At 63.1% G+C, this 12212-nt stretch carries 11 protein-coding genes; 9 read left to right on the top strand and 2 right to left on the bottom strand.

Going from position 1 to position 12212, the window contains the following annotated elements; genetic code table 11:
- Window positions 1-1200: a type I-G CRISPR-associated RAMP protein Csb1/Cas7g gene (gene cas7g / locus CIMIT_RS11355; protein WP_038593173.1), complete on the bottom strand. Its 1200-nt coding sequence runs from the start codon at window positions 1198-1200 to the stop codon at window positions 1-3.
- 335 nt (window positions 1201-1535) lie between these two features.
- Here cas7g and CIMIT_RS11350 point away from each other — a divergent pair, with 335 nt between their 5' ends.
- The 9 genes from CIMIT_RS11350 to CIMIT_RS11310 all read left to right on the top strand — a co-directional run bounded on the left by CIMIT_RS11350 (window position 1536) and on the right by CIMIT_RS11310 (window position 10926).
- Complete coding sequence (locus CIMIT_RS11350; protein ID WP_038593168.1) at window positions 1536-2066, top strand: flavodoxin domain-containing protein; 531 nt, start codon at window positions 1536-1538, stop codon at window positions 2064-2066.
- Between the two features lie 146 nt (window positions 2067-2212).
- A complete protein-coding gene (locus CIMIT_RS11345) occupies window positions 2213-3952 on the top strand; it encodes an ATP-binding protein (protein WP_038593165.1) in 1740 nt (579 codons plus the stop codon).
- Window positions 3953-4163: 211 nt separating this feature from the next.
- Window positions 4164-7013, top strand: a complete 2850-nt coding sequence (leuS, locus tag CIMIT_RS11340; protein WP_038593163.1) for a leucine--tRNA ligase — start codon at window positions 4164-4166, stop codon at window positions 7011-7013.
- A 74-nt stretch (window positions 7014-7087) separates the two neighbouring features.
- The gene (locus CIMIT_RS11335) at window positions 7088-8179 is read left to right on the top strand and encodes a DUF2189 domain-containing protein (RefSeq protein WP_038593160.1); all 1092 of its coding nucleotides are present in this window, start codon (window positions 7088-7090) and stop codon (window positions 8177-8179) included.
- Window positions 8180-8194: 15 nt separating this feature from the next.
- Complete coding sequence (locus tag CIMIT_RS11330; RefSeq protein ID WP_144311858.1) at window positions 8195-8914, top strand: hypothetical protein; 720 nt, start codon at window positions 8195-8197, stop codon at window positions 8912-8914.
- A gap of 49 nt (window positions 8915-8963) precedes the next feature.
- Window positions 8964-9689, top strand: coding sequence for a hypothetical protein (locus CIMIT_RS11325; RefSeq protein ID WP_038593154.1), 726 nt, complete (start codon window positions 8964-8966; stop codon window positions 9687-9689).
- A 27-nt stretch (window positions 9690-9716) separates the two neighbouring features.
- Complete coding sequence (locus tag CIMIT_RS11320; RefSeq protein WP_038593151.1) at window positions 9717-10202, top strand: VanZ family protein; 486 nt, start codon at window positions 9717-9719, stop codon at window positions 10200-10202.
- 14 nt (window positions 10203-10216) lie between these two features.
- Window positions 10217-10603, top strand: a complete 387-nt coding sequence (locus tag CIMIT_RS11315) for a YidH family protein (protein ID WP_038593148.1) — start codon at window positions 10217-10219, stop codon at window positions 10601-10603.
- Window positions 10600-10926: a DUF202 domain-containing protein gene (locus CIMIT_RS11310; protein ID WP_038593144.1), complete on the top strand. Its 327-nt coding sequence runs from the start codon at window positions 10600-10602 to the stop codon at window positions 10924-10926. The genes CIMIT_RS11315 and CIMIT_RS11310 overlap by 4 nt, the downstream gene beginning before the upstream one ends.
- 8 nt (window positions 10927-10934) lie before the next feature.
- Here the strand turns inward: CIMIT_RS11310 and CIMIT_RS11305 are convergent, their stop codons facing one another.
- Entirely contained in the window at window positions 10935-12212 is a 1278-nt protein-coding gene (locus CIMIT_RS11305; protein ID WP_051904974.1) for an IS1096 element passenger TnpR family protein, read from the bottom strand.

The raw sequence follows: 12212 nt of genomic DNA, 5'->3' as shown, positions 1-12212 counted from the left end.
TTATTCCTTATCTTCTGCGTCGTCCACCGCGCCGGCGATGATGGCAGGGTTTCCGATTACCTCTCGAACCTGCCCGTGCCAATCGGCAACACCCAGCTTTTCGGCGTGTTCGAGCGCCGCCTCCAAGAGGGCATCAGCAGCTTCGATGCTCAGTGGGGGCAGCTCCTGGAAATTGCCATATCGCTGATCCAGCTTGACCACAGGAGCAGAAACTTCAACGAGGTCACAATTCGAGCGGTAGTAGAGTTCCTGCTCTGCCCTGGCGATGAGCGCCAGGCCAAGTGCTGCGATGAGGGCTCTTGCGGCGACAGTCTGCTCCGGGCTGTCGCCGAAGTTCAGCTGACGTAGAGCGGTGAAGCTCAACACCCAGGACCGGATGATGCGAGAGCAAGACACGCCTCCAAGAGGGTCTAGAGTCGGGGGAAGTGCTCCCACGCCCACTCCCGATCCGGAGAAGGTTTCGCCCTTCTTCGCCTTTTTGATTTTGGCGTTGATGTCTTCGAGCTTCTTCTTTGAAAGATCGTCTTCCTGACTAGCGATGATCTGCTGGAACGAAGATGGGTCAAGATGGACAGCTGCGCCGACAGGGTCGACGCGAGCGCCACTTCGAGCACCCTGCTGCTCACTCCCTGGGCGTGACTGGTCTGCGAGGATGCCAATGGTTTCCCCGGTGATAGACCTCCGTACGCGTACTTGGTTTGAGGGGCGTGTCGAGTCCCAAGCGCCAGCGAGGAGTGCTATTGGGGCAGTGTTGAGGATCGCGCGGTAATCCCGCGGTGTCGAATTCCTCATGTCGCGATACCAGTCAGCCTTGGTGACCGGCTCTCCCTCGTAGCTGCTGGCGCGAATGTGCCCGTCGGCAAAGCGGTGGGGAAGTTCGATGTCTGTATAGCTCTCGCTCCCATAGTGGACGAGGATGCGCGGGATGCGAGACAGTAAGGGGTCGCCACCCTCGATTGCTCGCGTGATGGCCTGCTCACCGCGATTTGCTGCAGAAGGAATGCTGTCGATGATCACGGTCTCCGTGGGGGCGCCGTCGATGAAACGTGGTTCGTAGCCGAAGCAGGGGGTGCTGCCATCAATGAACTTTGCGGGAGTGACCGAAGCGTGCGGACCAGCAGCTGCGGAAAGTTCAGTGACAGAGGTAAGTACCGACGCGCCGCCAGGGGTGCAAGCGTCGAGCAGATCTTGGAGCTGCATTGTAGTTCTTCCTTTCGAATGTGTGTGCCGTATGCGGCTTGGGGTGTTCGGGCGAACGCCTAGATTGAAGCCGTGGCCAATGATCTTGGCTCGCTTACAACAGTAGCACAAACTCGACATAACGCTACGCGAATAGAGAGTAGCTTAGAAATGTAAGCGACCATGCGGCGAAGTGCTCGGCCCTTGGCTTCGCTACGCGTAGAGAGATCCTCAATGAAAGGCCGCATGGCTAGAGCCAGACTACATCGTTCCCCTGTGGGGCAGGGAGCTCTAGGTGCCAGCATCCCGGTAGATTTCCTCACCCTCACCCTCCCCATCCATGCCACAATGGCGTTATGCACATCTACTTCTCCTCCGTCTATGGGTCCACGCGGCAGTACGCTGAGGAACTCGCACGTCGTCTCGGCACGACCGCGCAGGAGATTCCCGACCCCGCCGAAGTGTCCGCAGCCGCCGCAGAGGGTCCCATCGTCGTTCTCGCTCCGGCGCACGGACCGATGAACGCTGCGGCCAAGTTCGCAAAAGCGCTGCCTGAGCAGACGATCCAGGCCCGCCCAACTTGCGTCGTCACGGTGGGGATGACGCTGGACCACGTGGTGCAAGAGACAGACCCGACGGCGGAGCTGCTCGGCGACCGGGCCAGCCACATAAAACGCTTCTACCTGCCCGGCCGACTGAACTACTCGGAGCTCACCCCTGCCCACGCAGGCGTGATGCGAGGGATCATCGGCGCGCTCAAGTTGAAGCCGCGGAAGTCGGAGAATGAGCGCTCGATGATCGAGATGTATAAGAAGGACACTGACCGCGTTGATCTTTCGCGCCTCGACGAGATTGTCGCGTGGTGCGAGGCGTCAGAAAACAAATAAAAAGAGATAAAAGATATAGAAACAATTCGTCTACCAGCTAAAACGGCAAAACCGGCCCCAAAAACGACCGCTATATCTTTTCTATATCTTTTTGCGCCCACAAGAATTGCAAAAAAGAATTCCCTGGGGAAATGTAGACTGTACGCATGACGTTACCTGACGGATTAAGTCACCTCCCCGCGTACATCCGAGGCGCACTGGAGGCGATTTGGGATGGTGCAACTGCGGATTCGCAGGAATCGATGACGCTGGAATTCAAAGAGGACCCCTCACACCGCGAGGGGGCTAATCGGGCGCGTCCAAAGCTCGTCGAGAAGATTATTGACGAAGCGATTTGTATGGCCAACAGCGAAGTCGGTGGTGGCTACATCATTGTCGGAGTGCATGACAAGATTGACGGACCTGACGCGTTCACGGGTACGGATCTGGAAGAAGAAGACGTCGAGAGGCGGATCTTCAACGCTTCAAAGCCGGGCATGAACGTATCCGCGACGAGCTTCCTTTTCCGCGGAGCGCGGTTGCTGACCGTATATATCCCCGAAGCGAGGGCGCTGTACACGCGGAACGACGGCGCAGCGAAGCGCAGAGAAAACGATGGCGGCAAGTTTTCTTGTAAGCCGATTCCGGAGGAAACTCGCCGTGCGATTGATGCAATTCGCCGTAACCCGGACTATTCCAACGGCGAGACGGACCTGACACCTGAGGACCTTAGCCTCGGCGTCATAGAGGAAGCGCGCCGCCTGTTGGATGCCCCATTTCGAAAAGGATTAGGCGATGAACCCACGATAGCGAGCACCCGCACCGGCCTGCTCCGCGAGCTCGGACTGCTTCGCCAGGATGGGAGCCTGAAGCGGGCAGCAGAAATTCTGCTTGCTGAGCCGGAGCCTACGCACGTGACCGTGCGCCACCTTTGGCGTGACTTTCCTGGAGAAGACCCTAAGGTGACGGAGATTTCCGCACCGGTGATCCTCGCGCTGCCTCGTCTGCGTGATCTTATTGACGCTCACGTGCAGCAGGAAATCGCGCGGGTGCAATTCGACGACGGGCAGGAAATCGCAATCCCTGCGATCCCTGCTCAGGCTATCGACGAGGCGATTTCCAATGCGTTAATCCACCGAGATTGGCGTATCTCAAAGCCGATCGTCGTTGAGCAGTCGAAGCGCCTCCTCAAAGTGACATCGCCGGGGCCCTTGCCGCCTAGCGTATCCGTGGATCGACTGCTGACAGTGACGTCCGAACCGAGGAACAACCGCCTGATGGCAGCAATGCGCGCCTTGGGTTTGGCAGAGGAAAGTTCCCGCGGTTTCGACCGTATGTGGGCCGCCATGATCCGCTCCGGTCGGGACATCCCCGAAGTTATTGCGACCGAAACGGCGGTGAGTGTCATTTTTTCGGGGGCGAATCCGGATACCGAATTCGTCCGTGGGATTCACGCGTTGAGCAAACGCTTCGGCAAGCCCATATCCACGGTAGGAACGCTCATTGTTCTGCGGCACCTTCACGACTCGCCGCTTATTTCCCTGCAAACGGCGAAGGCGAAAACGCAGCAGGCAACCAATGAGGCACGAGAGCTTCTTGATTCTTTGGAAGAGCTTGGCGTGCTCGCTCGTTTGGGCGGCGCGGATGATTGGGGCCTCTCTGCCGAAGCGCGAGCGCTACTTGGTGGGGCGGAAACCGGCGAATCAATGGCCAACGGTGTGCAGTCCTGGGTGGAGTCGCAGCTCGAAGAGGGGAGGACGTTGCAGTCCGCGCAGATCGCAGCTCACGCGGGGATCAGTACGCAGGAGGCGGGAAAGATGCTGCGTGACCTGCGCGACCAGGGCAAGGCGAAGATCGACCCGGCAGGCCCGCCCCGCGGTCGCGGCACGCGCTGGATCAAAGCGTAACCGCCAAGAAAACAAATAAAAAAGATATAGCAACAATTCGCCTACCAGCCAAAACACCAAAAACGAGCCCCAAAAACCACCCCTATATCTTTCCTATATCTTTTCGCGCCCACAAAACGCCGAAAAAAGAATTCGCTGGGAAAACGCGCGGCACGTAGCCGTCGATAAGCAATGGCCCCTGACTGTGCCGGGCCTACTACACTGCATACCTATGACTGAGGCGAATACTCCCGCGAACTCCCAAAACCCTGACGGCCCCGCATACCGTTACGGCGCGGCGCTGGCTAATGACATTGAAAAGCGTTGGCAGGCGTACTGGCGCGAGCACGGTACCTTTAACGCTCCGAACCCGGTTGGCCCGCTCGCTACCGGCGAGGAGCTGCCGAAGGAGAAGCTCAACGTCCAGGACATGTTCCCGTACCCCTCGGGCGCGGGCCTGCACGTGGGGCACCCGCTGGGCTACATCGCTACCGACGTCTACGCCCGCTACAACCGCATGCTGGGTAAGAACGTCCTGCACACGCTGGGCTACGACGCCTTCGGTCTGCCGGCGGAGCAGTACGCCATCCAGACGGGTACGCACCCGCGTACGACCACGGAGAAGAACATTGAGAACATGACCCGCCAGCTGGATCAGCTGGGTCTGGGGCATGACAAGCGTCGCGCGGTTGCAACGACGGACCCGGAGTTTTACAAGTGGACGCAGTGGATCTTCCTGCAGATTTATAACGCCTGGTTTGATGAGGAGCAGCAGAAGGCACGCCCGATCGAAGACCTGGTCCGGGACCTGATGTCGGGGGCTCGGAAGACGAAGGACGGCCGCAACTTCCGCGACCTGACCACGGCGGAGAAGCACAAGGCTATCGACGCCTTCCGGCTGGTCTACCTCGATGAGTCCATGGTCAACTGGTGCCCGGGCCTGGGCACCGTCCTGGCCAACGAGGAGGTCACGGCGGAAGGGCGTTCGGAGCGCGGGAACTTCCCGGTCTTCCGCAAGCGTCTGCGCCAGTGGATGATGCGCATTACCGCCTACTCGGATCGCCTGCTGGATGACCTGGAGCTGCTGGATTGGCCGGAGAAGGTCAAGAGCATGCAGCGCAACTGGATCGGCCGCTCCCGCGGTGCAGACGTCAACTTCGCCTCCCCGGCGGGCGACCTCACCGTGTTTACCACCCGCCCGGACACCCTCTTCGGCGCGACCTACATGGTGCTTGCGCCGGAGCACGAGCTTGTCGATGTGCTGCTGGCCGACGCGTACCCGGAAAACACCGACGAGCGCTGGACCTACGGTCAGGCCACCCCGCGCGAGGCGGTGGACGCCTACAAGCGCGCCATCGCCGCGAAGTCGGACGTGGAGCGTCAGGAGAATAAGGAGAAGACGGGTGTCTTCCTCGGTACCTACGCCACCAACCCGGTCAACGGCGAGCAGGTGCCGATCTTCATCGCGGACTACGTGCTCACCGGCTACGGCACGGGCGCGATCATGGCAGTGCCGGCGCACGACGAGCGCGACTACGAGTTCGCTACCGTCTTCGGCCTGCCGATCGTTCCGGTGCTTGACGGCGATGTCTCCGAGGAGGCGTTTACCGGCGACGCCGCGCACATCAACTCGGCCAATGCGGACGGCCTTGACCTGAATGGCCTGGGTAAGGCGGAGGCGATTCAGGCGGCGCTGGCGTGGATCGTCGAGAAGCACAAGGGTAAAGAGAAGATCCAGTACAAGCTGCGCGACTGGCTGTTCGCCCGCCAGCGCTACTGGGGTGAGCCTTTCCCGATTGTGTACGACGAGAATGGCCAGGCGCACTCGATCCCGGAGGACCAGCTGCCGGTGGAGCTGCCGGACGTGGAGGATTACAAGCCGGTGTCCTTCGACCCGGACGATGCGGACTCTGAGCCCTCGCCGCCGCTGGCGAAGGCGAAGGACTGGGTCGAGGTGCGCATGGACCTGGGCGAGGGCGAGAAGACCTACTGGCGCGACACCAACGTCATGCCGCAGTGGGCCGGTTCCTCCTGGTACCAGCTGCGCTACATCGATCCGACCAACGAGGACGCCTTTTGCGACCTGGAGAACGAGCGCTACTGGACGGGCCCGCGCGGCGAGAACGACTCGGGCGGCGTGGACCTGTACGTCGGCGGTGTGGAGCACGCCGTGCTGCACCTGCTCTACGCGCGCTTCTGGCACAAGGTCCTCTATGACCTGGGCTTTGTCACCTCCAAGGAGCCGTACCGCCGCCTGTTTAACCAGGGCTACATCCAGGCCTACGCCTACACCGATTCCCGTGGCGTCTACGTCCCGGCCGCCGAGGTGGAGGAGAAGGACGGCCGATTCTTCTTCGACGGCGCCGAAGTCAACCGCGAGTACGGCAAGATGGGCAAGTCGCTGAAGAACGCGGTGGCCCCGGACGACATCGCCGCCGATTTTGGCGCGGACACCCTGCGCGTCTACGAGATGTCGATGGGCCCGCTGGATACCTCCCGCCCGTGGGCGACGAAGGACGTCGTCGGTGCGCACCGCTTCCTGCAGCGCCTGTGGCGCCTGGTGGTCGACGAGGAAACCGGCGAGGCCACGGTGACGGATGCCGAGCTTTCCACCGACGACGCCAAGCAGCTGCACCGCACCATCGCGGGCGTGCGTGAGGACTACGAGCACCTGCGCGATAACACGGTGGTGGCGAAGCTGATCGAGTACGTCAACTACCTCACCAAGACCTACCCGGATAGCGCCCCGCGCGCGGCGGTGACTCCGCTGGTGCAGATGGTTGCGCCGGTCGCCCCGCACATCGCCGAGGAGCTGTGGGCGAAGCTCGGCCACGCCGACACGCTCACCTTCGAGCCCTTCCCCACCTTCGATGAGTCGCTGCTTACCGACGACACCGTCGAAGTCCCCGTACAAATTAACGGTAAGGTCAAGGCCCGCATCGATGTCGCCGTCGATGCTTCCAAGGAGGACATGGAGGCCACTGCGCTTGTCGACGCCCGCGTGGCCGACCTCACCGACGGCAAAACCATCGTGAAGACGATCGTGGTGCCGGGCCGCATGGTCAACCTTGTGGTGAAGTAGGCGCGGACTCCGCGAACCCTGTCCGCTTCCTGTGGGCGGGCGGGGTGTGCGAATCGGCTGTTATTATCGGCCGCATGACTACACCGAACGACGGAAACACCAACCCGAACGGCGCAGGCGACACCGGCGGGTCGAGCCCCTACGGGGGCTTCGAGCCCTACCCGGACAATCCGGCGGGCAGCCACCCGGAAAACGCTGGCTCTTCAGCGTGGCCCGGGTCTGAGCAGAGCTCGTACGGCCAGAACGCCTACGGTCAAAACGGCTACGACCAGCACAGCTTTGACCAGTTTGACGTCAACGCCGCGGCCGGTGCCGCAGGTGCTACGGCGCTGCGCTACCACGGCCAGCAGCTTGTCGACGGCACCTACGGCGATGGTACGACCCCGCACCCGATCAACGACCCGGCGAACAATGGCTTCACGCACACCAAGGGCACGGGCAAGCTCCGCGTGATGGAGGCGCTGTCCTGGGCGTTTAAGACCACGTTTGGCAACTGGCAGACCTGGCTGCTCTTCGGCCTGCTCGCGGCAGTGTTTATGGCGGCGAGCACCTTCGAGCCGACTGGCCTGCTCGGCCTGCTCTCCATCTTCATCTACCCGCTGGTCTGGTCGGCGGGTCTGCAGCAGACGCTGTCCCGCAAGTTCAGTTTGAGCGAGGTGAAGGCTCCCACCTACGGTAAGACGCTCGGCATGTCTGTGGTCATCGGGCTTTTCGTGACTGCGGTACTGTTCGTCCTCGCCCTGATCTTTGGCATCGGCATCTTTTCCAGCATTGACCCAAGCACGATGCCGACCGATCCGGCCATGATTGAAGACGACCCGATGGCCTTCGGCCCGCTCTTCGGCCGCATCGCTGGCCTGGTTGGCGTGTTGATGCTGGTGTCCCTGCTGGTCGCCCCCTTCTTCGCCACGCAGACCCTCTACGCTGCTGATAACGCCGGCTCCTTCGGCGAGGCGATGAAGGCGGGCTTTGCCGCGGGCAAGCGTAACTACCTGCCGCTGTTGGGCCTGTCCATTCTTAGCGGCCTGCTGATCGGCTTCGGCACCGTGCTGGCTTTCGTCGGCCTGATCGTCACCTCACCGGTGGTCATCCTGGCGATGGCGCACGCCTACCGCCAGATCTCCGGCGGCCCGGTCCCATCCGAGTCCGCACCGCAGACGTACTAACTACCCCCACACCGCATGGACGCCCCACCGCCCAGGCCGATTCGCGGCTTCGCCGTGTTGCCGGCCTACGCGTGGGCCGCCCGCGCGCTGGTGACGGGATGGCGGCTGTGGATGCCCGTCATACTGCTGACTTGCCTGCTCACCGCGGCCCTGCCGTCTCTCGGCGGGATCTGCACACCCGCGCTGCTCGCCGTGGCGGTGCAGCACTCGGCAAACCCGCACCTTCGGCTCCGCGACGTTCGCGTCTCCAGCTTCTTCCGCGTCATCGTCATGGCGGCACTCTTCAGTATCTTCGCCGGGGTCTACGCGCTGATGACCTTCGGGATTTTCCTCGCCGTCGGCTTGCGTGACTTCCCGGCACCCCCGCCGAAGGATGCAAGCACAGGGTTCTTGGCCCCCGAATTCTTCGCGCTCTACGTCGCTGTCGGGCTGTTCGCCCTGGTGCTCGCGCTTTGCGCGTTTACCTTCACTTTTGCCGCAGACGGGCGCTTTACGGTCCCGGAGGCCGCCACCTGTGGCCTGGCCGCGAGCGCGAAAAACCTGGACAAGGTGCTCCTTGCGCTCCTCATCGCCGCGATTCCCGCCGCGGCAGGCATCTACCTGCGCACCCTCATCCCACACGAGTACGCGCGCCTGTCCGCCTTCATCTGGGTGCCGATCATCGCGTTTGTCTCGCTTGCGTTTGCGCATGGGTACCGGCAGGTGGCGTCGCAAAGCACTGCAATCTCGGGGTAAAACGCACCATTTCGCCCGCGTACAGCTTCTTCTTGCTATCTTCTAAGGTATGCGCCCCGAGACCAGCACCCTGCACGCCCCGAACACCATCAGCGCGGGTGCGGCACTCGCATGGGCCTGGCGCGCAACGATGAAAAACTGGCTCACCTGGGTGGTACTTACCGCCGTCGGCCTCGCCGCCGTCGTGCTCAGCTTTCTTGTGCTGCCGGTGACTACTCCGCTGGTCATCGCCGCACTCATCCTCCCGCTCGGCTCGGTCAACGTCCTGCGGCAGGCCCGCCAGACCCGCTTCCGGCTGGGCGACGTGCGCGCCACCGAGTACCAAGAAACGCTGCTGACCTCCCTGTTCGTCGTCGCCGCCTGCGTCGTGGTTGTCACCGCGTGGTCCACCGTGATCACCGGCGGGCTGGTCGACCTCTTCACGGCGCCCGCTTTCAACCAGGGCGCACCCTTCTACCAGACCGCCCTGTTCTGGCTGCTCGTCGGCGGGATCCTGGGGATCAACCTGCTGACCCCGGTGCTTTCTATGGTGATGCTGTATGCGGCCGACGCGATGAGCGTGTGGGAGGCCGCCCGCCCGGGCTACCGCGCCGCGAAGCGCAACTACGGCTCGCTGCTGCTCATCAGCCTCGCCGCAACCGCGCTGAACCTGGTGGGACTCGCGCTTGCTGTCGTCGGTCTGCTTTTCACCCTGCCGGTCGGTGCGCTCGCTTTCGCGCACGCCTACCTTCAAGTCTCTGGTCAACCGCTTCCCGAGAAAGCTACCAGTAAGTAGCCAGCTTGCGGCGCTATTGTCGCGTGGGTGAAAATCTCTCGCGCCCTGCACACGCTCGCCCTGCTGGTGAGCGTGGTGTTCGTGCTCGCCTTTACCGTCGGTAAGGCCTACATTTCCGTCCCCGGGGTGTGGGACGCCGAGGCACACCAGATCCAACAGATCCGCCTCGACCCGCTCGTCTCCTTCGAGCACTACCGCGTCTGGTGGGGCCCCTGGTTCAACCTGCTCGGCAACCTCGCCCTTTTCTTCCCTGTGGGCTATCTCGCTTATCGACGCTCCGTTGCCGTCACCACCTGCTTCTGCCTTCTCGCCAGCTTGTCTGTCGAGACTGCGCAGTACCTGCTTGCCGCGGGCTACAGCGATATGGACGATCTCATCTTCAACACCGCGGGCGGCTTTTTCGGCGCGTACGCTGCGCGCCTGCACAAGTCGCCCACCACGGTGTGGATGTTCATCGCGTGCGCGGTGGTGATCCTGGTTCCCTACTTCGCGCTGGGCGTTGCGCCGCGGTAGGTAGGGTGGGTGGCATGAGCCAAGCACCGACCCCGCCGAAAGATTCGCGCGGCTGGTTTACGCGCGTGGTGTTCCCGGACGGCACGGAGCCGGACCCGCGTTTTACCATGGCCAACGAGCGCACCTTCCTCGCGTGGACGCGCACCGCCCTGGCATTCCTCGCCGGCGGGATCGCGATCGAGGCCTTCGATCTGCCCGGCATCGAGCCCGCCACACGCACCGTCATCGCGGCGCTGATCGTGGTGCTGGCCATGGCGATCTCGCTGGGCGCGGCGATCCGCTGGGTGCGCCTCGAGCGCGCGCTGCGTCACGGTCGCCCCCTGCCTGCGCCCGCGATCGTGCCGGTGCTGGGCGTCGGCATCTTCATCGCGGCCGTGGTCGTACTGGTGAGCCTGACGTGACACGCCAGATCCCCGTCGCGGACCCGGGCCTGCAGCCGGAGCGCACCGCGTTATCCTGGGGGCGCACCGCGCTGGCCATGCTGGTGTGCTCCTCGGTGCTGATGCGCTGGTCGAGCGCCTATCCCGGCGTGATCTTCACCGTGATCGTGCTGCTGGCGCTGGTGGCCGTGGTGATTATCGCGATGAACCGGCGCTTGTACCGGCACGATGCCGTCCACCTGGCCAACGAGCGTTCGGCACCGAACACGCCCGCGGTCGCGGCGATGACACTGGCGATGTGCGTGCTCGGCGGGCTGGGACTCTACGTCGTCCTCGCGGCCTAAAACCTGGCTTAAACCTGCCCCCGATTCAGCACTGCGGTCAGTTCCGCGGTAATCACGTTGACATCGCCCATCTCGAATACCCCGCCCAGGACCATGAGGGTGTCCAGGGCATCGTCGATCGCAGGCGAGGCGGGGCCACGCAGGTCGCCGGTGAGAAACTCCACGACCATGCCCCAGGTCCAGTCGCCGAAGTACTCGGCGCACGCGTCGGCAAACTCCGCCTCACGGCCCGCGATCGACGGACTTGCAAGGAAGTCTGTGCCCTCCGGGGTACGCAGCAGTGAGTTGCCCACCCGGGTGAGAAAGCCCAACTTTTCCAGCAGGAAGCGCCCGAACACGATGGCATCCCACGTGTCCTCGCGGGGCTGGGAGAGGTACGAGGGGAGGTCGAGGACGTCGATAAGCGAGCGCACAATATTGACCTTCAGCTTGCCGCGCGTGGTCAGGGGTGCTCTCTCCCCGAGCGCCTCTAAGTATTGGGCAAGGACTGGGGAGAAGCCCTTCGGCGCGTGCATATCGACGGCCCCGTCGCCGACGGGCACCATGGTGTCCTCGAAGAACTCCTGGAATGCCGCAATCAGCGTGGGGTTGCTGTGCGGGTCGGGGTCTGTGTCCAGGATTTCCTTGAGGTCGGGGCGCTGTTCGAGGAAGGCGTCAAGCAGCATGGTCAGGTCCTGGTCCGGCAGGTCGTCGAAGTGGGGTGGCTGCGCCTCCGGGGCGTCGAGCTCTTCGCCCACGAAACCCATGCGGGTGGCCACCGCGACCTGGTCGACTACGCTGAGCCGGTCGAGCATCCGGTCCGGGGTCATCACCGGCAGGCACCCGAGTAGCAGCGGCGTGATCTCCATGTTCGGCGGCAGCCCGGCGGCTAGGTTGCGGGCCTCCTCGTGCAGGCGCGTCATCATCTCCGGGCCGTTGGCGGTCTCGACCACGTCCGGCCCCTGCGCGTGCACCAACAGTGGGGTAGGGCCCTCCAGGCCGGACTGGCCGATGCGGCGCACGCTTACGTTCCAATTCGCGGTCGGGTCGTAGACGTAGAGCAGCGGCGGCATGTCGCCGACCTGCATCGAGCTCATGGAGCGCTCGCCCGGGCCGGGGTTTTCCGCGAACACCTCCCGCTTCGTCTCGTCCTCGTGGATGAAGAGGTGCCCGGCAGCGCCGGAGAACCCGAGCGAGGCGTCGATAATCTGCGCCAGGCGGCTCAAGTCCAAGTCGGATTCCACATTCACGCACCGACTGATCTCGGGTCGGGCCCCCTCCACGGTGAACAGCATTGTGACGATCAT

Source organism: Corynebacterium imitans, assembly GCF_000739455.1.
Classification (GTDB): domain Bacteria; phylum Actinomycetota; class Actinomycetes; order Mycobacteriales; family Mycobacteriaceae; genus Corynebacterium; species Corynebacterium imitans.
Note: the sequence above shows the minus strand (reverse complement) of the source record. Positions and strands in the feature narration are given on the sequence as shown.

What these genes read in the sequence shown, in the direction of transcription:
- cas7g (WP_038593173.1), bottom strand. Translation starts at nt 1,200, where the DNA reads ATGCAGCTCCAAGATCTGCTCGACGCTTGCACCCCTGGCGGCGCGTCG.
- CIMIT_RS11345 (WP_038593165.1), top strand. Translation starts at nt 2,213, where the DNA reads ATGACGTTACCTGACGGATTAAGTCACCTCCCCGCGTACATCCGAGGC.
- CIMIT_RS11335 (WP_038593160.1), top strand. Translation starts at nt 7,088, where the DNA reads ATGACTACACCGAACGACGGAAACACCAACCCGAACGGCGCAGGCGAC.
- CIMIT_RS11330 (WP_144311858.1), top strand. Translation starts at nt 8,195, where the DNA reads ATGGACGCCCCACCGCCCAGGCCGATTCGCGGCTTCGCCGTGTTGCCG.
- CIMIT_RS11305 (WP_051904974.1), bottom strand. Translation starts at nt 12,212, where the DNA reads ATGATCGTCACAATGCTGTTCACCGTGGAGGGGGCCCGACCCGAGATC.
- CIMIT_RS11350 (WP_038593168.1), top strand. Translation starts at nt 1,536, where the DNA reads ATGCACATCTACTTCTCCTCCGTCTATGGGTCCACGCGGCAGTACGCT.
- CIMIT_RS11315 (WP_038593148.1), top strand. Translation starts at nt 10,217, where the DNA reads ATGAGCCAAGCACCGACCCCGCCGAAAGATTCGCGCGGCTGGTTTACG.
- CIMIT_RS11325 (WP_038593154.1), top strand. Translation starts at nt 8,964, where the DNA reads ATGCGCCCCGAGACCAGCACCCTGCACGCCCCGAACACCATCAGCGCG.
- leuS (WP_038593163.1), top strand. Translation starts at nt 4,164, where the DNA reads ATGACTGAGGCGAATACTCCCGCGAACTCCCAAAACCCTGACGGCCCC.